20 protein-coding genes are annotated in these 19,780 nt (G+C 72.1%); 11 read left to right on the forward strand and 9 right to left on the reverse strand.

Annotation, left to right across the window (positions count from 1 at the left end; all coding sequences use genetic code 11):
- Positions 1-75: 75 nt before the first annotated feature.
- Positions 76-708 carry an O-methyltransferase gene (locus tag ABZT03_RS02925; RefSeq protein ID WP_356033150.1) on the reverse strand — a complete coding sequence of 211 codons (633 nt, stop codon included), beginning with the start codon at positions 706-708 and terminating at the stop codon, positions 76-78.
- Between the two features lie 229 nt (positions 709-937).
- Here ABZT03_RS02925 and sigE point away from each other — a divergent pair, with 229 nt between their 5' ends.
- The 5 genes from sigE to ABZT03_RS02950 all read left to right on the forward strand — a co-directional run bounded on the left by sigE (position 938) and on the right by ABZT03_RS02950 (position 6,300).
- Complete coding sequence (sigE, locus tag ABZT03_RS02930; protein ID WP_356032637.1) at positions 938-1,711, forward strand: RNA polymerase sigma factor SigE; 774 nt, start codon at positions 938-940, stop codon at positions 1,709-1,711.
- Positions 1,708-2,685 (forward strand): zf-HC2 domain-containing protein, encoded by a 978-nt coding sequence (locus ABZT03_RS02935; RefSeq protein ID WP_356032640.1) that lies wholly within the window; start codon positions 1,708-1,710, stop codon positions 2,683-2,685. Before sigE ends, ABZT03_RS02935 begins: the two co-directional genes overlap by 4 nt.
- Before the next feature lie 76 nt (positions 2,686-2,761).
- Positions 2,762-4,633, forward strand: a complete 1,872-nt coding sequence (locus tag ABZT03_RS02940) for a trypsin-like peptidase domain-containing protein (protein ID WP_356032643.1) — start codon at positions 2,762-2,764, stop codon at positions 4,631-4,633.
- A gap of 261 nt (positions 4,634-4,894) precedes the next feature.
- On the forward strand, positions 4,895-5,335 hold the full coding sequence (locus tag ABZT03_RS02945) for a sec-independent translocase (RefSeq protein ID WP_356032645.1): 441 nt from the start codon (positions 4,895-4,897) through the stop codon (positions 5,333-5,335).
- Between the two features lie 308 nt (positions 5,336-5,643).
- Positions 5,644-6,300, forward strand: a complete 657-nt coding sequence (locus ABZT03_RS02950) for a hypothetical protein (RefSeq protein WP_356032648.1) — start codon at positions 5,644-5,646, stop codon at positions 6,298-6,300.
- 137 nt (positions 6,301-6,437) lie between these two features.
- On the opposite strand, the gene ABZT03_RS02955 is transcribed toward ABZT03_RS02950, so the two are convergent.
- Genes ABZT03_RS02955 through ABZT03_RS02965 form a run of 3 tightly spaced genes read right to left on the reverse strand, consistent with a single transcriptional unit; the run spans position 6,438 to position 9,563 of the window.
- Positions 6,438-7,571: an Mrp/NBP35 family ATP-binding protein gene (locus ABZT03_RS02955; protein WP_356032651.1), complete on the reverse strand. Its 1,134-nt coding sequence runs from the start codon at positions 7,569-7,571 to the stop codon at positions 6,438-6,440.
- 43 nt (positions 7,572-7,614) lie between these two features.
- Positions 7,615-8,226 carry a DUF1003 domain-containing protein gene (locus tag ABZT03_RS02960; protein WP_356032653.1) on the reverse strand — a complete coding sequence of 204 codons (612 nt, stop codon included), beginning with the start codon at positions 8,224-8,226 and terminating at the stop codon, positions 7,615-7,617.
- The gene (locus ABZT03_RS02965; protein WP_356032656.1) at positions 8,223-9,563 is read right to left on the reverse strand and encodes a CBS domain-containing protein; all 1,341 of its coding nucleotides are present in this window, start codon (positions 9,561-9,563) and stop codon (positions 8,223-8,225) included. Before ABZT03_RS02965 ends, ABZT03_RS02960 begins: the two co-directional genes overlap by 4 nt.
- Positions 9,564-9,843: 280 nt before the next feature.
- On the opposite strand from ABZT03_RS02965, the gene ABZT03_RS02970 reads away from it, so the two are divergent.
- Entirely contained in the window at positions 9,844-10,587 is a 744-nt protein-coding gene (locus ABZT03_RS02970; protein ID WP_356032659.1) for a hypothetical protein, read from the forward strand.
- A gap of 7 nt (positions 10,588-10,594) precedes the next feature.
- Here ABZT03_RS02970 and ABZT03_RS02975 read toward each other — a convergent pair whose 3' ends face one another.
- Positions 10,595-11,119, reverse strand: coding sequence for a hypothetical protein (locus tag ABZT03_RS02975; RefSeq protein ID WP_356032662.1), 525 nt, complete (start codon positions 11,117-11,119; stop codon positions 10,595-10,597).
- 23 nt (positions 11,120-11,142) lie between these two features.
- Positions 11,143-12,261: a magnesium and cobalt transport protein CorA gene (locus ABZT03_RS02980; RefSeq protein WP_356032665.1), complete on the reverse strand. Its 1,119-nt coding sequence runs from the start codon at positions 12,259-12,261 to the stop codon at positions 11,143-11,145.
- Between the two features lie 564 nt (positions 12,262-12,825).
- On the opposite strand from ABZT03_RS02980, the gene ABZT03_RS02985 reads away from it, so the two are divergent.
- Positions 12,826-13,410 carry a suppressor of fused domain protein gene (locus ABZT03_RS02985; protein WP_356032668.1) on the forward strand — a complete coding sequence of 195 codons (585 nt, stop codon included), beginning with the start codon at positions 12,826-12,828 and terminating at the stop codon, positions 13,408-13,410.
- A 30-nt stretch (positions 13,411-13,440) separates the two neighbouring features.
- Here ABZT03_RS02985 and ABZT03_RS02990 read toward each other — a convergent pair whose 3' ends face one another.
- Positions 13,441-14,694, reverse strand: a complete 1,254-nt coding sequence (locus ABZT03_RS02990) for an MFS transporter (protein ID WP_356032670.1) — start codon at positions 14,692-14,694, stop codon at positions 13,441-13,443.
- A gap of 152 nt (positions 14,695-14,846) precedes the next feature.
- Here ABZT03_RS02990 and ABZT03_RS02995 point away from each other — a divergent pair, with 152 nt between their 5' ends.
- From ABZT03_RS02995 to ABZT03_RS03005, 3 genes are all read left to right on the forward strand, one after another.
- Positions 14,847-15,488: a DUF6758 family protein gene (locus ABZT03_RS02995; protein ID WP_356032673.1), complete on the forward strand. Its 642-nt coding sequence runs from the start codon at positions 14,847-14,849 to the stop codon at positions 15,486-15,488.
- A gap of 328 nt (positions 15,489-15,816) precedes the next feature.
- A complete protein-coding gene (locus ABZT03_RS03000) occupies positions 15,817-16,674 on the forward strand; it encodes a PHP domain-containing protein (protein WP_356032676.1) in 858 nt (285 codons plus the stop codon).
- 57 nt (positions 16,675-16,731) lie between these two features.
- Positions 16,732-17,337, forward strand: coding sequence for a MarC family protein (locus tag ABZT03_RS03005; RefSeq protein WP_356032679.1), 606 nt, complete (start codon positions 16,732-16,734; stop codon positions 17,335-17,337).
- 82 nt (positions 17,338-17,419) lie between these two features.
- Here the strand turns inward: ABZT03_RS03005 and ABZT03_RS03010 are convergent, their stop codons facing one another.
- Complete coding sequence (locus tag ABZT03_RS03010) at positions 17,420-17,572, reverse strand: hypothetical protein (RefSeq protein ID WP_356032681.1); 153 nt, start codon at positions 17,570-17,572, stop codon at positions 17,420-17,422.
- A 226-nt stretch (positions 17,573-17,798) separates the two neighbouring features.
- On the opposite strand from ABZT03_RS03010, the gene ABZT03_RS03015 reads away from it, so the two are divergent.
- Positions 17,799-18,692 (forward strand): NYN domain-containing protein, encoded by an 894-nt coding sequence (locus ABZT03_RS03015; protein ID WP_356032684.1) that lies wholly within the window; start codon positions 17,799-17,801, stop codon positions 18,690-18,692.
- A gap of 57 nt (positions 18,693-18,749) precedes the next feature.
- On the opposite strand, the gene ABZT03_RS03020 is transcribed toward ABZT03_RS03015, so the two are convergent.
- A complete protein-coding gene (locus tag ABZT03_RS03020; protein ID WP_356032686.1) occupies positions 18,750-19,643 on the reverse strand; it encodes an alpha/beta hydrolase in 894 nt (297 codons plus the stop codon).
- Positions 19,644-19,780: the final 137 nt, after the last annotated feature.

A 19,780-nucleotide genomic window follows, 5' to 3' on the forward strand; every position in this document is an offset into this window, starting at 1 on the left:
CCCGGCACCGCACGCGGTGCCGGGGCGACTGTTTTCCGCCCTCTGCGGCCGCCCGCGACGGGGGGCGGGGGGGGGTCAGCGCTTGACGGCGCAGAGCAGCCCGTCACCCACGGGGAGCAGTGACGGCACCAGTTCCTGGCTCTCACGCACCGTGCGCAGCAACTCCCGCAGCCGCAGCACCTCGGTGGGCTGCGGCCCCGAGTCCACGGTCCGGCCGTTGGCGAAGACGCCCTCGAAGACCACCAGGCCACCGGGGCGCAGCAGGCGCAACGATTCAGCGAGGTAGTCCAGGAACTCCAGCCGGTCGCCGTCGCAGAAGACGAGGTCGTAGCCGGCGTCCGCGAGCCGGGGCAGGACGTCCAGGGCGCGGCCCGGGATGAAGCGGGCCCGGTTGCTGGCGAACCCGCACGCCCGGAAGGCCTGGCGGGCGAACTGCTGGTGCTCCGGCTCCGGGTCCACGGTGGTCAGTACCCCGTCCGGCCGCATGCCGTGCAGAAGATGGATCCCGGAGACGCCGGTGCCGGTGCCGATCTCCGCGACCGCCTTCGCGTCGACCGAGGCCGCCAGCAACCGCAGGGCCGCGCCCGTGCCGGGCGACACCGAGCGCAGCCCCGCCTCACGGGCCCGGTCGCGGGTCCAGCGCAGCACTTCGTCCTCGGCGACGTAGGCGTCGGCGAACGCCCAGCTCGTCTGCCGGTTGCCGGTAATGACCCTCTCCTGTCCCCGTGGTTGCCTGGGCGTGACTGTATCCGTTGCTGCCGGGAACCTGCTGATGGGACCGGGCGTTTAGAGGGGTGCGGGACGACGCGGGGGGACACAGTTGGATCACGATGCGGGACCGGGCCTCCGGCGGCCGCCGACGAGGCCGCACGAGCCGGGTCAGCGCACATCAATTTCTCGTAAAACCGCTTATCCGGAGCTAACGGGCGAGGTGGCTATGGTAGGGGCTCCGCTGGACACCATCAGAGCCGACAGGGGAGGTGCGGCTACGTCTGTGGATCGGGGAGGAGCGCTCCGGCGCCTTCTCGGATCGGCGGGCAGGCCGAGATCCGTGAACGACACCGCTGCTGACCACAGTCACGCCGCCGAGCACGCCCAGACCGCGACCTTCGCGACCGAGGCGGACGGGCCGGCGTGGACTCCTCCGACCTGGGAGGACATCGTCAGCACCCACAGCGGCCGTGTCTACCGCCTGGCCTATCGCCTGACCGGTAACCAGCACGACGCCGAGGACCTCACGCAGGAGGTCTTCGTCCGCGTCTTCCGCTCGCTGTCGACGTACTCGCCCGGCACCTTCGAGGGCTGGCTGCACCGCATCACCACCAACCTGTTCCTGGACATGGTCCGCCGCAAGCAGCGCATCCGTTTCGACGCGCTCGGCGAGGACGCGGCCGAGCGGCTGCCCAGCCGCGAGCCGTCCCCGCAGCAGCTGTTCAACGACGCCCACTTCGACGCGGACGTGCAGCAGGCTCTGGACACCCTCGCCCCCGAGTTCCGCGCGGCGGTCGTCCTGTGCGACATCGAGGGCCTCTCGTACGAGGAGATCGCCGCGACCCTGGGCGTCAAGCTCGGCACGGTCCGCTCCCGTATCCACCGCGGCCGCTCGCAGCTGCGCAAGGCCCTCGCGCACCGCTCGCCGGAAGCACGCGCCGAGCGCCGTTCCTTCATGGCCCGTGTGCCCGCTCTGGGAGGAGGGGGCGCGACCGCGTGAGTGGATCTCGACCCAATTCCGCAGAACGGCTCCTGGCCGAGCAGCACCTGGGCGACCGGCTCGCCGCCCTGGTGGACGGAGAGCTCGGCCACGAGTCCCGCGACCGCGTCCTCGCCCACCTCGCCACCTGCGCGAAGTGCAAGGCCGAGGCCGACGCGCAGCGCCGGCTGAAGAACGTCTTCGCGGAGGCCGCCCCGCCTCCGCCCTCCGAGAGTTTCCTGGCCCGCCTCCAGGGGCTGCCCGGCGGCGGCACCTCCGACGACGGCCGGTCACCCGGGGGAGCGTTCGGCGTCCCCGGAGGCTCCGGTGCCTTCGGGGCGAGGCGTTCGGAGCGCTTCGAGTTCTCCTACGTGCCCGTCCGGCCGCACTCCTCCGTGCTGCCGGCGGCCGCTTCGGCGGACCGCGGCTTCCGCATCCACGACGTCAGCCGGCACGAGGCCGAGCGGTCGGCCTCGCGCGGCATGCGGTTCGCGTTCGCCGCGGCCGGAGCGGTGTCCCTGGCCGCGATCGCCCTCGGCGGTGTCACCGGCGGCGTGCCGAGCGACACGGCCGCGGACGCCCGCGGTGGCACCGGCACCGGCAGCAATGTCACACCGGCCCGCACCCAGGGCTCCGGAGCGGTCACCGGTCCGGAGACCCAGCGACGCCGTGGCTCCCTGCTCGCGCAGGGGCTCGGACAGCGGTCCACGCTGGGCCACGTCCCGGCGGCGGCCTCGACCGCGGTGTCCGCTCCGCTGCTGCCCGGGATCACCGCCGCCGGCGCGGGTCTCACCGAGGAGGCGGTGGACGCGCTGACGGCGCCCGTCATGGCCGGCGCCGCCGTCATGTCCCCGTTGATACGTCCGTTCAGCGCCAGTCCGCCGCTGACCCTGACCTCGTGGTCCAGGCCCGGGGAGTTCACCGCCCCGGGCCTGCTCGCCACGCCCGTCCCCGACGCGACGTCCTCCCCCTCCTCCTCGGCGTTCACCCGCTGAGCTGCCTCCGCGCGGTGCCCCGTGAACCTGGTTGAATCCAGGGACAGGTCCGGGGCACCAGCTGTGGGGGAGTGCAGTGAACGAGGGGAAGCCCACGCGGGCGAAGTGGTGGAACCGTGCTCGCCCGCAGGATTCGGCGGGACCGGCACCGGCCGCCGACGAGGGTGACTTCCTCCTCGAACGTCCGGCGCGGCCGGGTCCCGAGGCCGCGGTGACTCCCGCGTCCGCATCCCCCTCCGGCCCAGGTTCCGGCCCCGGCCCCGATCGCGTGTCGTTCTCCGTGTCCGGGGACGAGTTCGAGCCGGCCCGCGCCATCCCCGCGCCCGTCGGCGCGAAGCATCTGCCTGATGCCGATGCCGATGCCGATGCCGATGCCGATGCCCAGGCCGAGGCCCGGCCCGTCCCGGCCGCCACCGGCGCGGGGGAGCTGCCCGATGCCGAGGCACATCACGTGTCCGCCGTCGAGCCACCCGCCGGGCCCCTCGCCGACCGTCCCGAGCCGCCGCACGACCCCGACCCGTACAGCACCCCGCCCTACGGCCGGCCCGGTCCCTGGGCGCCCGCCCCGCCGGTGCGGCACCCCCTGACCGCGCGGGCGCCCCTCCCCGCCCCGGCGCAGACACCCGTCCCCGCCCATGCGCAGACTCCCCTCGGTGCCCCACCCGCTTCCCTCTCCACGCCCCCGCACGGCACCGCCGACGACACCCCGCCCCCCTCCATTCCCGCGCCCCCGTCCACTCCCTGGGAGAACTACGACCCCTGGGCCCGGGGCGCCGCGCCTCTCCAGCAGACCGGCGCGGTCCCGGTGGCGGAGTTGCGGCGGCGGCGTCGTCGTAGGGCTCTCGTCGGCGGTGCCGTGCTGCTCGCGCTCGTCTCCGGGGGCGTCGGCGGGGCCACAGGCGCCTATCTGGAGCGCGACGGCGGGTTTGGTGACGTAGACCTGCCCCAGGCCGCGCCGCAGCCCGGTGGGCGGGCACCGGACAGCGTGGCGGGGATCGCGGCCCGGGCGCTGCCCGGCGTGGTCACCCTGCACGTGACCGGTTCCGGGAAGTCCGGTGCCGGGGAGTCCGCCACCGGCACCGGCTTCGTCCTCGACGGCCGGGGACACATCCTCACCAACAACCACGTCGTGGAGTCCGCGGGCGAGGGCGGCGAGATAGCCGTGACCTTCGACGGCGGGGACACCGCCAGGGCCACCGTCGTGGGCCGGGACAGCGGCTACGACCTCGCCGTCGTCAGGGTCGCCGGGGTCCGCGGGCTCAAGCCGCTGACCCTCGGCGACTCGGACGGCGTCCGGGTCGGTGACCCGGTGGTCGCCATCGGCGCCCCCTTCGACCTGGAGGGCACCGTCACCTCCGGCGTCATCAGCGCCAAGGAGCGGCCCGTCACAGCGGGCGGCGAGAGCAGCGACGGCACCGACGTCTCGTACGTGGACGCGTTGCAGACCGACGCCCCCATCAACCCGGGCAACTCCGGCGGGCCCCTCCTCGACACCGCGGCCCACGTCATCGGCATCAACTCGGCGATCCGGTCGGCCGACGGCGGCTCCGGCACGGACGACGGCCAGGCCGGCTCGATAGGTCTCGGCTTCGCCATCCCCGCCAACCAGGCCAAGCGGGTCGCCGAGGAGTTGATCGACAGCGGCCGGGCGACCCACCCGGTGATCGGCGTCAACCTCGACCTGGACTACACGGGCGACGGCGCGCGGGTCGCCACGAAGGCCCGCGGCGGCGGCCCCGCGGTCACGGCGGGCGGTCCCGGTGACCGGGCCGGCATCGAGGCCGGTGACGTCATCACCGAGGTCGACGGCCGGCGTGTCCACTCCGGCGACGAACTCATCGTCAGGACCCGCGCCCACCGCCCCGGGGACCGACTCGCCCTGACCGTCCGGCGCGACGGCGGGGAACGCCGGATCACGCTGGTCCTCGGTTCCGCCGACGGCGGCTGAGCCGCGGCGGACGGAGCCGCGCCGCACCCCCCGAACCGGCCCGGGAACTCACGGCAAGCTCACACCCGCGGCCCCGCCCGCCGCTCCGCGCGGGGCACGGCAAGGCAAACAACCGGAAAACCCCTCGGGCGGGCGCACACGGAGCGCCCGGGACAGTACCGGTCGTACGGGATCGCCGGGTACCGTGGACCCGGCCCGGACCACGGAAGACCGCACAGACCACCGAGGGCCGCGGACCGAGGACATCGCAAGGAGCTTCAGGTGTTCAATGACATAGGACCGCTCGAGCTGGTCACGCTCGTTGTCCTCGCCGTGCTCGTCTTCGGTCCGGACAAGCTCCCGAAGGTCATCCAGGACGTCATGCGGACGGTGCGCAAGATCCGCGAGTTCTCGGAGAGCGCGAAGGCGGACATCCGGCAGGAACTCGGCCCGGAGTTCAAGGACTTCGAGTTCGAGGACCTCAATCCCAAGACGTTCATCCGCAAGCAGCTGGACAACGACGAGCTGGGGCTCAAGGAGATCCGCAACGGCTTCGACCTGAAGAAGGAGATGGCCGAGGTCACCGACGCGGTGCACAGCCGCGACACGGACACGTCCTCCGCCTCCCCGTCCGGGTCCTCCGGCGGCCGGATCGACATGACGAAGAAGCCCGAGACTCCCGGCGACGACGAGCGGCCGCCCTACGACGCGGACGCCACCTGAGGGCGCAGGCCCGCCGGGCCGCACGCCGTATGGAGCCGTAGGCCGGCTGAGGCCGTGCGCCGGGCGGCCCCTGGGCCACCCGGGTTCCCCGGCACGGCCGTACGTGACGCGTTTCATACGTCCGCAGCCCCTTCCGCGCCCTGAACCCGGGTCTTCGCGCGACCCACGCGGCGGGCGGTTTCCCGGCTGCCCGGAGCGGGGTGGCTATGCTGCCGAGTTGTTGGGCGGGCCGTACCAGAACGAGCACGGCCGCCCGAAGGGGGGCGGGCCGCTCCGGTCCGACGAGAGGCGAGGAGGCGTCCGGGCACATGGAGACGACGAGCAGGGCGGTCGCGCAGACGCCGGCCGCGGAGGGCGGACAGCAGGTCCCCTCCGCCCGGCGCACGGTGGACGGCTACCTCCTGGCGCCCTTCCCGTGGTACGGCCTCGACGAGGCCTTCACGGGGCCGCGCTGGCTGATGCAGGTCGGGACGGCGGCCGACGGAGCCGTCGAGCACGGTTCGATCGGGCACGGCGAGGAGCCCTCCGTACGCAACGAGGGCACGCAGGACCGGGAGAAGTTCGCGGTGGTGGTCACCGTCGCGGCCAACCCCGTACGCCGCAGCGCGGACGGCACCGGTCTCCTGGAGGCCACCTCGGTGTCCTCCGCGGCCTGGCTCGCGGGGGTGGGACTGCTGTCCTTCACCTGGCCGGGCCAGATGGACCACTCGCTGCGCGACGACTGGCTGGAGCAGCAGACCGAGACCGCGTGGGCCCTCGCCGACGACCTCGAGGGTGAGGACTGGTCCACGCTGTCCCTGCCGGTCGACGGCGTGCCGACGCCCTTCCACTACCGCGAGTCCGAGTTCGGCTGGGTGCTGGCCGGCTCGACGGAGGAAGGCGTCCACGTGGGGGCGTACGGCAGGGGGATGAGCGCGTACGGGCTCGGCTTCGCCATGATCAAGGACATCTCGGCGTACGCGTAGCCGGAACGGCGCCCGGGGCGCCGGCGGCCCACCCGCCATGACCGCCCCGGTCCCCGCCCGCGCGGGACGGCGGACACGACGACACAGGCGGGCCCCCGGGGCGCTCAGGCATCCCGGGGGCCCCGCCTGTACGGCTGTCAGAACTTGTTGCGCGGGGTGATCCCGAGGGACAGGCCCGACAGCCCCCGCTGGCGGCCGCCGAGTTTGCCCGCGATGGCCCGCAGCGCGGAGCCGGCCGGGGATTCCGGGTCCGTCAGGACGACCGGCTTGCCCTCGTCGCCGCCCTCGCGCAGGCGGACGTCGATGGGGATGCTGCCGAGCACCGGGACGCTCGCGCCCGTCGTACGGGTCAGGCCGTCGGCGACCGACTGGCCGCCGCCGGTGCCGAAGACGTCGACCATCTCACCGCAGTGCGGGCAGGGCAGACCCGCCATGTTCTCGACCACGCCGACGATCTTCTGGTGGGTCTGCACGGCGATCGAGCCGGCCCGCTCGGCGACCTCGGCCGCCGCCTGCTGCGGGGTGGTCACCACCAGGATCTCCGCGTTGGGGACGAGCTGCGCCACCGAGATCGCGATGTCACCGGTGCCCGGGGGCAGGTCCAGGAGCAGGACGTCCAGGTCGCCCCAGTACACGTCCGCCAGGAACTGCTGGAGCGCGCGGTGCAGCATCGGGCCGCGCCACACGACGGGCGCGTTGCCCGGGGTGAACATGCCGATCGAGATGACCTTCACGCCGTTCGCGGACGGCGGCATGATCATGTTCTCGACCTGGGTGGGACGGCCGTCGGCGCCGAGCATGCGGGGCACGGAGTGGCCGTAGATGTCGGCGTCGACGACGCCCACCTTCAGACCGTCCGCGGCCATCGCCGCCGCCAGGTTCACCGTCACCGACGACTTGCCGACACCGCCCTTGCCGGACGCGACCGCGTACACCCGGGTCAGCGAGCCCGGCTTGGCGAAGGGGACCTCGCGGTCGGCCTGACCGCCCCGCAGCGCCGTCGCCAGTTCCTTGCGCTGCTCGTCGCTCATCACGTCGAGTTCGACGTCGACGCGCGTGACGCCCTCGACGCGCGAGACCGCCTCCGTCACCCGCTGCGTGATCGTGTCCCGCATCGGGCAGCCGGAGACCGTCAGGTACACCGCGACCGCGACCGCTCCGTCCGCGCCGATCCCCACCGACTTGACCATCCCCAACTCGGTGATGGGTCGGTTGATCTCGGGGTCGTTCACCGTCGCCAGTGCTTCGCGCACCGCGTCTTCCGTAGCCATAGGACGATGGTACGGCGCCGCACAGGGGCGCCGGAAAGCCCCGTCAGCGGTCGTCTACGTCACGTCCGTGCGGTCGTTCTGCCGGGAATACGACATGGCTGTCGTGCGGGTCGCGGCCGCTGTGGCCGTCGCGCCGGTCATCCAGCTCCTTGACCAGGTCCTGGAGCTCCGAGCGGATCCAGTCGCGGGTGGCGACCTCACCCAGCCCGATCCGCAGCGCGGCGATCTCCCGGGTGAGGTACTCGGTGTCCGCGATCGACCGCTCGTTCTGCTTGCGGTCCTGTTCGAGGTTGACCCGGTCGCGGTCGTCCTGCCGGTTCTGCGCGAGCAGGATCAGCGGGGCCGCGTAGGAGGCCTGGAGCGAGAGCATCAGCGTCAGGAAGATGAAGGGGTAGTTGTCCCAGCGCAGGTCACGCGGCGCGAAGATGTTCCACAGCACCCACGCGACGATGACGATCGTCATCCAGACGATGAACCGTCCGGTGCCCAGGAACCGCGCGATGCGCTCCGACAGCCGGGCGAAGGCCTCCGGATCCCACTCGGGCAGCAGCCGGCGGCGCGGCGGGCGCGGCTGGTCGAGCCGGGGGCGGTGCCGGGTGGCGGCGGTCGCGCCGGAGGGCGTGCGGTCGCGGCCGCTCTCACGCTCAGGAGTCATGCGCGGCCACCTCTCTGGTCCTTGTCCCCGGCTCCGGTCCCGGCCCCGCCGTTCTCGTCGTCGTCCTCGTCCTCGTCCTCGTCGAGGTGGAACTCCGTCTCGCGCCAGTCGTCCGGCAGCATGTGGTCCAGCACGTCGTCCACGGTCACCGCGCCCAGCAGCGCCCCCGCGTCGTCGACGACCGGAGCCGCGACCATGTCGTACGTCGCGAAGAACCCGGCGACGACCGGCAGCGCCGCGTCCGGCTCCAGCGGCTGCAGGTCGTCGTCGATGATCGCGCTGACCAGCGTGTACGGCGGGTCGCGCAGCAGCCGCTGGAAGTGGACAGTGCCCAGGTACTTGCCGGTCGGCGTCTCGTCGGGCGGCCGGCAGACGTAGACCTGGGCGGCGAGGGCGGGGGACAGGTCGGCGTTGCGGACCCGGGCGAGCGCGTCGGCGACGGTCGCGTCGGGCCGCAGCACGATCGGCTCGGTGGTCATGAGACCGCCCGCGGTGTGCTCCTCGTACGACATCAGGCGCCGCATGTCGGCCGCGTCGGCGGGCTGCATCAGGCTCAGCAGCCGCTCCTGGTCCTCCTCGGGCAGCTCGGACAGCAGGTCGGCCGCGTCGTCGGGGTCCATCGCCTCCAGGACGTCGGCCGCGCGCTCCTCCTTCAGCTTGCCGAGGATCTCGATCTGGTCGTCCTCCGGCAGCTCCTCCAGCACGTCGGCGAGACGGTCGTCGTCCAGGGCGGCGGCGACCTCGGCGCGGCGCTTGGCGGAGAGGTGGTGCAGGACGTTCGCGAGGTCGGCGGGGCGCAGCTGCTCGAACGTCGCCAGCAGACTCTCCGCGCCCTGCCCCTGCTCCTCCAGGGAGAAGCCGGTGACGGCGGACCACACCACGGTGAGCGTCTCGCCCGACTTGCGCCGGAACGCGCCGCTCCGGCCGCCCTTGCGGACGAAGACGCGGTCGATCTCCCAGTCCCGGCGGGCCGGCAGCTGCTGCACCGACACGTCGAGGACGGTGACCTCCTCACCGGTCTCCCCGAGCGTGACCCGCCGGTCGAGCAGCTCGCCGAAGACCAGGCGCTCGGTGGGCCGCTGCTCGAAGCGCCGGACGTTGAGCACACCGGTGGTGATGACCTGGCCGGACTCGATGCCGGTGACCCGGGTCATGGGCAGGAAGATGCGGCGCCGGGTGGAGAGTTCGACGACCAGTCCGAGCACCCGGGGCGGGCGCCGGCCGACCCGCAGCACGACGACCAGATCGCGCACGCGGCCCACCTGGTCGCCGCTCGGATCGAAGACGGCGACGCCGGCGAGGTGCGAGACGAAGATCCGGGGGACGCCCGCTGCCATGGCTGTGCTTCCTTTTCCTGCTGGTGCGCGCCGCGTGTCGCGTACCGCGTGCTCGGTGTCCGGTGGGGTGTCCTGCGCGGGTCTTCCGCTTCTGCTTCCGCTGGGTGTACCGATGCCGGGTGTCTTATCCCCATTGCCCGCTCGGGTGGGCTTCAGGCTAGCCCGTCCCGTTCGGATACGCGCTGGTGAGCGCTTCGGACGGTCTGGCTCCGCCCGGCCGCCACCGCCCCGGTACGCTGCCGTACGCCGCTCCGGACCCCCGCCAGAAAGGCACCCACCTGTGACTGTGACTCCCCGGCGCCGTACCCGCAGGACCGCACTGGCGGGCGCGGTGTGCGCCCTGGCCGTGTCGGCGACGGGGCTGACGGGATGCGGTTCCGACGATCCGGACGCCGGCACCAACGGGGTCGGCAGACTCAAGCCCGAGCAGATCCAGTCCAGGACGCGCGCGGCCGCCGGGTCCGCCGAGGCGGTGCACCTGTCGGGGACCGTCGTCACCAGCGGGCGCACGTACACCCTCGACATGCGCCTGAAGTCCGAGGGCGGCAGCGGCTCCGTCACCTCCCAGGGCATGGCGTTCCGGCTGCTGCGCATCGGGGAGCAGCTGTACCTGAAGGCCGACGCCGGGTTCTGGGACCAGGCGGACGGCGGCGGCGACACCGGCGCGGCCGACAAGCTCGACGGCAAGTTCGTGAAGGTGCCGCAGGGCGACCCGGCGTACAGGAAGTTCAGCGGGTTCACGGACAAGGACGTCCTCCTCGAAGGTCTGCTGACGCTGCACGGCGAGCTGGCGACCGACGGCCACCACGAGCAGGCGGGTGTCCGCACCGTCCGCATCACCGGCGACAAGGGCTCCGGCGGCACCCTCGACGTCTCCCTGGAGGGCAAGCCGTATCCGCTGCGCCTGGCGCGGGCCGGGGGCGCGGGCACGCTCAGCTTCTCGGACTGGGGCAAGGACTTCGCCGTCAGGAAACCGGCGCCGGACGAGACGGTGGACTACGGACAGCAGCTGCCGGCGTCCTGACCCCGCACTAGGGCCGGCCCCCGCCGCGCCCGCGCCGTTTCAGCAGCAACCGGGGCAGGGCGGCCGGGGCGGGCTGCCGGGTGGTCGCCGGGGACGGCAGCGGCGCCTGGGCCAGACTGCCGTCGGGCAGCGGCGATCTCGCTCCGGTGGGCTCCAGACGCAGCACCCGGCACTCGCGCGCCCAGCGTTCCGTCATGGCCTCGCCGTCGGGGGCGTTGAGCCGCTTGCCCTTCAGCTCGGCGACCGCCGCCTCCCACGCGGGCGACCCGGGCGCCGGCTCGACGACCCTTGCCGTCCACGACACCAGACGGCCGCCCTTGTCCTTGCTGCGGACGGTCACCTCGGCGTCGGCGCCCGCGGTCAGCGCGGGCAGCGGCTGTTCGCCGGGCCCGTCGCCGACCAGACAGGCGGCGCCGTCGTGCCACACGTGCCACAGGGCGCGGGCCGGCCCGGCGGGGCCCCTGACCCAGATGAGGCCGGACTTCTTCGTGGCCTCCTCGACGAGGGCCTGGCCGAGCAGCTCGCTTGTCATGGCAGCAGCCTATCCACGCGGGTTCACAGCCAGCCGTTGCGCTTGAGTGTGCGGTGGATGCCCACGCACATGCCCACCATGACCGACATGACCACGGGGTAGCCGAACTTCCAGTGCAGCTCCGGCATGTAGTCGAAGTTCATGCCGTACACCCCGCACACCATCGTCGGTACGGCGATGATCGCGGCCCACGAGGTGATCTTCCGCATGTCCTCGTTCTGCGCCACCGACGCCTGCGCGAGGTTGGCCTGGAGGATCGAGTTGAGCAGTTCGTCGAAGCCGATGACCTGCTCCTGCACCCGGGCGAGGTGGTCGGCGACGTCCCGGAAGTACTTCTGGATGTCCGGGTCGACCAGTCGCATCGGCCGCTCGCTCAGCAGCTGCATGGGCCGCAGCAGGGGCGATACCGCCCGCTTGAACTCCAGCACCTCCCGCTTGAGCTGGTAGATCCGCGCCGAGTCCACACCGCGCGAGACCCCGCCCCGGCGGCCCGGCGAGAACACCTCGGTCTCCACCTCGTCGATGTCGTCCTGCACCGCGTCGGCGACCGCGACATAGCCGTCGACGACGTGGTCGGCGATCGCGTGCAGCACGGCCGAGGGCCCCCGGGCGAGCAGTTCGGGGTCGTCCTGCAACCGGTGCCGCAGCGCCCGCAGCGAGCCCTGTCCGCCGTGCCGGACGGTGATGAAGAAGTCCCGTCCGGTGAAGCACATGACCTCGCCGGTCTCGACGACCTCGCTGTTGGCGGTGAGCTGGTCGTGCTCGACGTAGTGGATGGTCTTGAAGACGGTGAACAGGGAGTCGTCGTAGCGCTCCAGCTTGGGCCGCTGGTGGGCCTGCACGGCGTCCTCGACGGCCAGCGGGTGCAGCCCGAACTCGCCCGCGATGCCGGAGAATTCGGCCTCGGTCGGCTCGTGCAGTCCGATCCACACGAACCCGCCGTCCCGGCGCACCTGCCGCATCGCCTCGTGCGGGGTCAGCGGCGCCGCCGTCGCGACGCGGGCCCCGTCGCGGTAGACGGCGCAGTCGACGACGGCCGACGGCGTCGAGGGGTCGCGGGTGGTGTCGTAGACGCCGCTCTCCTTGCGCGGGGAGGGGCGGGACGGGCGGACGACGGCACGCAGGTCACGGATCATCGACATGGCAGGCTCCTTCGCGAACAAGCAACGAAAGGCCGCCCGAGAACGGATGGAACTACCCGGAATGGGGACGTCCTCCACGGCTCCCGCCCGCCGGGCAGGGGAAGGATGTCTGGCACGTCCACAAAGCGGGGAGCACCGCACCGTCGCGGTGGCGAGCTTCGTTACTGATACAGGCACTGATGCGGATCAGACGGATCAGACGATCAGGTACAACGAAACGAAGCGCTCTTCCGCGGTGAGGCGCGTGCGAGGTGTGGCGGCCAGCCGGAGCCGGAGCAGCTACATCAGCGGCGGGAAGAGCGGGTGCTACTGCACGGGTGACTTCGGTCCATTGCAGCCCCACCTCCTCCGGCCGGTCCCTCGTGAGGGACGATCCAATCCCCTTGCGGGGAGCCCCCGCAGGGGACTCTCGTCGGTGTCGGGGCCCGATCGCGACTCCCCCAGGGCCTGAAGCCTGGGAGATAACCTGTCTGTGTGCTGCCCTGACGACCGCGCCAGAGTACCAGCCACGCAAACTGTCAAGGCGCTGCTTTGCCCCGTACTGACGAGTTCTATGCTCGCGGCATGGCAGATGTTCTTCCTCTGGTCGAGGCCCGGTTGCGCACCGTGCTGGGCGAACCGGACGCGCGCGCCGCGGTCACCTTCCTCGGTACCGACCGCCTGGAGGTGCTGCGTTTCCAGGAGCGCGACATCGTCCGCTACGCCACGCTCGGCATGTCGGCGCAACCGATGGGCGACCCCACCGCGATGCTCGCCGACCCGGTCAGGGGGCCGCGCGCCGAACTGGTCCTGTCGGTCCGCGGTGGCCTCGCCGAGACCGACAAGGTGCTCCGCCCGCTCGCCGTCCTCGCCGCTTCCCCGCAGGTGGAGGGCGTGGTCGTGGCACCCGGCGCGTCCCTGGACGTCGGTGAACCCCTGTGGCCCGGCGCCCCGTTCACCTCGGTGCTGGTCGCCGAGCCCGGCGGTCTGGTCGAGGACCTCGCACTCGACGAGCCCCTCGACCCCGTGCGGTTCCTGCCGCTGCTGCCGATGACCCCCAACGAGGCCGCGTGGAAGCGGGTGCACGGCGCCCAGGCGCTCCAGGAGCGGTGGCTGACGCACGGGACGGACCTGCGGGATCCGTCCCGCAGGTCCGTCCCGCTGGAGTGACCGAAGTCACCAACGCCCGGCCGGCTCCGGTCAGTTGGCGAACACGGTGACACTGTCCTCGGTCGCGTGCCGCGGCTCGAGCTCCTCCGCGTCGTGGGTGAGCGCCCGACGCCGTACGACGACCACGACCGCGCCCAGCACCGCCGTCACCGCCGCGACCGCGAACGGGACGTGGATGTCGGTCCACTCCTCGATCTTGGGCGCGAAGTAGGGAGCGGCGGCTGCCGCGAACCAGCGCACGAAGTTGTAGCCGGCGCTCGCCACGGGGCGCGGCGCGTCCGAGACGCCGAGCGCCAGCTCCGTGTACACCGTGTTGTTCACGCCGATGAAGGCGCCGGACAGGATCGTGCAGACGACGGCCGTGGTGTGGTCGCCGTATCCGAGGGCGAGCACGTCGGCGGCCAGCAGCACCAGCGAACCGCCGAGCACCTTCAGCGAGCCGAACCGCTTCTGCAGGCGCGGCGCCACGATCACCGAGAAGACGGCGAGCAGCACACCCCAGGCGAAGAAGACCGCCCCCGACTTGTACGGCGTCATGTTGAGCACGAACGGGGTGAAGGCCAGCACGGTGAAGAACGTGTAGTTGTAGAAGAACGCCGAGACCGCCGCCGAGGCGAGCCCGCCGTGGCCGAGTGCCCTGAGCGGGTCGAGCAGTGAGGTCTTGCGCGCAAGCCGCGGCTGCTCCTTGAGGAACACGGTGACGCACAGGAAGCCGACCGCCATCAGGAACGCGGTGCCGAAGAAGGGGTAGCGCCAGCTGGCGTCACCGAGCAGTGCGCCCAGCAGGGGGCCGCACGCCATGCCGAGTCCGAGGGCGGACTCGTAGAGGAGGATGGCGGCCGCGCTGCCGCCGGCCGCGGCGCCGACGATGACCGCGAGGGCCGTCGAGACGAAGAGCGCGTTGCCGAGGCCCCAGCCGGCCCGGAAGCCGACGAGTTCGGCGACCGACCCCGAGGTGCCGGCGAGCCCCGCGAAGACGACGACGAGGGCGAGGCCGAGCAGCAGGGTCTTCTTGCCGCCGATGCGGCTGGAGACGAAGCCGGTCACCAGCATGGCCACGGCGGTGATGAGGAAGTACGAGGTGAACAGCAGGGAGACCTGGCTGGCGGTGGCGTCCAGGCCCTGGGCGATGGACGGCAGGATCGGGTCGACGAGTCCGATGCCCATGAACGCGACGACGGACGCGCCGGCGGTCGCCCAGACGGCCTTCGGCTGCCGCAGGATGCCGCCCGCTCCGGCGTCGAACGGGTCGCCGTCGGCGGGACCTCCTGTACTGGTGTGCATGCCTGCTCCTCTTCGGATCGTTGTCGTTTACACATAATAAGTTAGCGCGGCTAATTAATGCAATCTACACACAGTTTTCCCTCGTCAGGGGTTCCGTCCGGACGGGTGATCGTCCTTGACGTGGCGGAGCAGGGGTAGGACCGTGGGGCCCTATGAGGGGCGAACCCAGTTGCCCGAAGTGTGGTGGCCGGGTCAGGGCTCCCGGACTCTTCTCCGATGCCTGGCAGTGCGACGTCCACGGCACCGTGCATCCGCTCCAGCCCGTGATCCCACCCAGTGTCGAGGCCCTCGAGGTCGTCGTGCACCGCACGCAGGTGCCGGTGTGGATGCCGTGGCCGCTGCCCGTCGGCTGGCTCTTCACGGGGGTGGCGTGCGCGGGCGACGACCGCAGCGGCGGCCGCGCCACCGCCGTGGCCTGCACCGGACCCGGCCCGCTGGGTGGTGTGGGGGAACTGATCCTGGTCGCCGAGGAACTCGGCGTCGGCCTCGGCGCGCGGTACGCCGGCATCGACGGCCCCGACCCGGGGCCGTACATGAACGTAGAGAAGCCGGCCCAGGCGAAGGTGCTCGCCGCCGGCCGGCCCACCCCGCTCTGGCACGTCACCGGCAGCCCGGACGACCGCGCCGTGTTCGCGGGCGAGGCGCTCGGGCTGTGGGTGTGGGCGGTCGTGTGGCCCGAGCAGTCGGGACTGCTCATGTACGACGAGCTGGTGCTGACCGATCTGCGCGACGCGGGCGCCGAGGTGGAACTGGTGCCGTGCGGGGCGTTGTCGCCGCGCTTGCTGGAGCCGTGACGGGGCGCTGGGCGCTGGCCGCTGGGTGACTGGCCGCTGGGTGCCGGGGGTTGGGTGCTTGGCGCTCGGCGCCGGTGCCGGGGGGTGGGGTGCTAGGCGCTCGGCGCCGGGTGCGGGTCGTTCGGGGCTGGGTGCGGGTCGTTCGGGGCTGGGTGCGCGGTTCCTCGCGCCCCTGGGGGTGTGCTGCTGAGGCCATTCAGGGATGTGGGGTCTGGCGGGGCCTCGGATGTAGGGGGTGCTGGGTGGATGTGGGTGTGACAGGGGGGTGGTGAGATGCCGCTATGCTGGAGCGTCCCCGTCCGTCATGTCATCGCCTGGAGTCAGCGTCGTGCGCATCGATCTGCACTGCCACTCCACGGCCTCCGACGGTACGGACACCCCGGCCGAGCTGGTGCGCAACGCCGCCGCGGCCGGTCTGGACGTCGTCGCCCTCACCGACCACGACACCACCCGCGGGCACGCCGAGGCCCTCGCCGCGCTGCCCGCCGGGCTCACCCTGGTCACCGGCGCCGAGCTGTCCTGCCGTATCGACGGCATCAGCATGCACCTGCTGGCCTACCTCTTCGACCCCGAGGAGCCGGCCCTGCTCGCCGAACGCGAGCTGGTCCGCGACGACCGGGTGCCGCGGGCGCGCGGCATGGTCGCCAAGCTCCGGGAAATGGGCGTGCCCGTCACCTGGGAGCAGGTCGCGCGGATCGCCGGTGACGGTTCGGTGGGGCGCCCGCACATCGCGACCGCGCTCGTCGAGCTCGGCGTCGTACCGACCGTCAACGACGCCTTCACCCCGGACTGGCTCGCTGACGGCGGCCGCGTCTACGTGCCCAAGCACGAGACCGACCCCTTCGAGGCGATCCGCCTGGTCAAGGGCGCCGGCGGGGTCACCGTCCTCGCGCACCCGGCCGCCGCCAAGCGAGGCCGGACCGTGCCGGAGTCCGCGATCGCGGAGATGGCCGCAGCGGGACTCGACGGCATCGAGGTCGACCACATGGACCACGACCCGGACACCCGGGCGCGGCTGTGGGCCCTGGCCGGCGATCTCGGCCTGCTGACCACCGGGTCGAGCGACTACCACGGCAGCCGCAAGACCGTCTCGCTCGGCGAGTACACGACGGACCCCGAGGTCTACGGCGAGATCACCCGGCGCGCGACCGGCGCGTTCCCGGTGCCGGGCACCGGCGGAGCCTGAGCCCCGCTCCCTCGCCCCCTCCACCCTCTCCCTCCTCGCAAGGTCTGCAGCTCACCCATGTTCGACGCCGCCGTCTTCGGCTCCCTGTTCCTCACCCTCTTCGTCATCATGGATCCCCCCGGGATCACCCCGATCTTCCTCGCGCTGACCGCCGGCCGGCCCGGCAAGGTGCAGAAGCGCATGGCGTTCCAGGCCGTCTGCGTGGCCGGCGGGGTGATCGCCGTCTTCGGACTCCTCGGGCACCAGATCCTCGACTACCTGCACGTGTCCGTGCCCGCCCTGATGATCGCGGGCGGTCTGCTGCTCCTGCTGATCGCGCTGGACCTGCTCACCGGCAAGACGGACGAGCCGAAGCAGACCAAGGACGTGAACGTCGCGCTCGTCCCGCTGGGCATGCCCCTGCTGGCCGGACCCGGTGCGATCGTGTCCGTCATCCTCGCGGTGCAGAAGGCCGACAGCGTCTCCTCGCAGGTGTCGGTGTGGTCGGCGATCCTCGCCATCCACGTCGTGCTGTGGGTGGTGATGCGGTACTCGCTGCTGATCATCCGGGTCATCAAGGACGGCGGCGTGGTCCTGGTGACCCGGCTCGCGGGGATGATGCTCTCCGCCATCGCCGTCCAGCAGATCATCAACGGGATCACGCAGGTCGTACGGGGGAGCTGAGCCCCGGGCATGCGCAGAGCCCCGGCGCGGGCATCGGGTCGATGCGCGCCGGGGCTCCGGAACCTGTGTGGGACCGTGGGGGTTATGAGGCCGAGGTCCCGGCCGGCCGGATCCACAGCCGCTGGCCTATCGAGGCAGCCTGCTGAACGATTCGGTTGACGGAGGCGGCGTCCACGACGGTGCTGTCAACGGCCGTGCCGTCGACGTCGTCGAGTCGCATGATTTCGAAGCGCATGGGCTTCTCCCTTCGTCTGGTCATCCTCCTGAGGAGAACTACTGCTGGGTGGCGCACGAGGCATCAGTGCCTCGTGTTCCATACGTATGCAACAGGACGTGTGTTACGAACATTCCCTACGCTAAAGAAATTTTTCGAACGCCTAACTACCGACCGGTAAGTGTTGTGAACGGGACTGACCGGGACCGGTTGTGTTCGAAGCGTGACCGCCGGGACAATAGAGGTGATGAACGACGACCTCGCGGCGCTCACCGCCCGCATCGACCGCACCAACGAGCTGCTCCAGCGCATGCTCGCCGAGGTGGCGAAGACGCCCTCCACCCACGCGATCTTCGTCGACGCGGGCTACCTCTACGCGGCCGCGGGGCGACTGGTGGCGGGTACGGAGGACCGGCGTGCCTTCGAGGTGGACACCGAGGGGCTGATCGAGGCGCTCATCGACCGCGCCCGCACGATCTTCGCGGACAGCCGGCTGCTGCGGGTCTACTGGTACGACGGCGCCAGACGCCGCATCCACACGGGTGAACAGCAGAGGATCGCCGAACTCCCCGACGTCAAGGTCCGCCTCGGCAACCTCAACGCCAACAACCAGCAGAAGGGCGTCGACTCCCTGATCCGCTCCGACCTGGAGTCACTCGCCCGGCACCGCGCCATCAGCGACGCGGCCCTGCTGGGAGGCGACGAGGACCTGGTGTCCGCCGTCGAGGCCGCCCAGGGCTACGGGGCGCGCGTGCACCTGTGGGGCATCGAGGCGCCGGAGGGCCGCAACCAGGCCGAACCGCTGCTCTGGGAGGTCGACAGCCAGCGCACCCTCGACCTCGACTTCTTCAAGCCGTACGTCGCCCGGCGCACCGCGGCGACCTACGAGGCCACCGCCGGCCGCCCGACCCGGGAGGGCGTCCGGTTCGTCGGCGCGCAGATCGCCGCGAAGTGGCTGGCGGCGCGCGGCCGGGAGTCCCTGGTGGAACTGCTGCCGGGCCACCCGTACCTGCCCGGGTCGGTGGACCAGGACCTGCTGGTGGAGGCGGAGGGCCTGCTGCAGTACTCGCTCCGGGGCCAGGCGGACCTGCGGCGAGCGCTGCGCGACGGCTTCTGGGAGCACCTGCAGACGCAGTACTGAGCCCTCAGGGCGTCTCGAACAGAGCGCTCAGGGCCTGTAGTCCGGATCGGGCCCGGCTCAGCCTGATCCCAACGGAAGACCTGGGCTTCCGGTGGTGTCCCAGAAGTCGGCGAGGGCGCGCGCGGTCACGAGCGGCTGCTCCACGTTGGGCGAGTGCTCGGCTCCCGGGACGACGGTCCGGCGCGCCTTCAGCCGTACGGCCATGTCGTCCAGGAGGGTCACCGGCCAGGTGTCGTCGCGGGCGCCCGACAGCACGTGCAGCGGGAGCGGAACGGCGGCCAGCTCGGCGACCCGGTCCGGCTCCGTGCACAACTGCCGTCCCGTGGCGATGAGTTGGGCGGGCTTGTTGCCCAGCCAGCGGCGGCGCAGCAGCTCCTGGTAGCCGAGGCCGCGGTCGGGCAGCTCGACCTCCTCCGGCGGGACCATCGCCTGCATCGCCTCCCACACCTCCGCCATGCCCATCACCGCGAGCGCGTCCCGCAGCAGCTTCACGCGCTGCCGCTGGGAGTCCGAGATCTGCGCCGGGCCCGAGGCCACCAGCGTGAACGAGGCGAAGGGGGAGTGGTCGAGCAGCACGGCGGCCCGCGAGATCTGCCCGCCGAGTGAGTGCCCGACCAGGTGCACGGGACCCCCGAGCGCGGCGGCCTGCGCGAGCACGTCCCGCGCCAACTCCTGCTGTGCGTACGGCGCTTGGTCGTCAGCGGGCCCGTCGGACTCGAACTGTCCCCGGCCGTCTACGGCGACGGTACGGTACCCGCGCGCCGCGAGCGGCTCGTGCAGCAGCGTGAAGTCCTCCTTGCTCCCGGTGAACCCGGGCACCAGCAAGGCAACCCCCCTGGCCTTCACCCCGGACGCCACCGGCGCGTCGACGACCGCGAACTCCCCACGCGAGGTCCGCAGAGCGTACGCACGGGCACTGGACGGCGGACTGAATGCGGGTCGGCTGCTCACTGGGAGAGGGTATCGGGGCGAGCGCTTGCCCATTCAGCCTCTCCGGCGTTTGAGAAGCGGGGGTCCGGGGGCGGAGCCCCCAGGGGACTGGACGGGAAGGGGCGGCGGGGGCGGCGGGGGTGAAATCAGCCCGGACA

The sequence above is a fragment of the Streptomyces sp. NPDC005574 genome, from assembly GCF_040605435.1.
Lineage (GTDB): Bacteria > Actinomycetota > Actinomycetes > Streptomycetales > Streptomycetaceae > Streptomyces.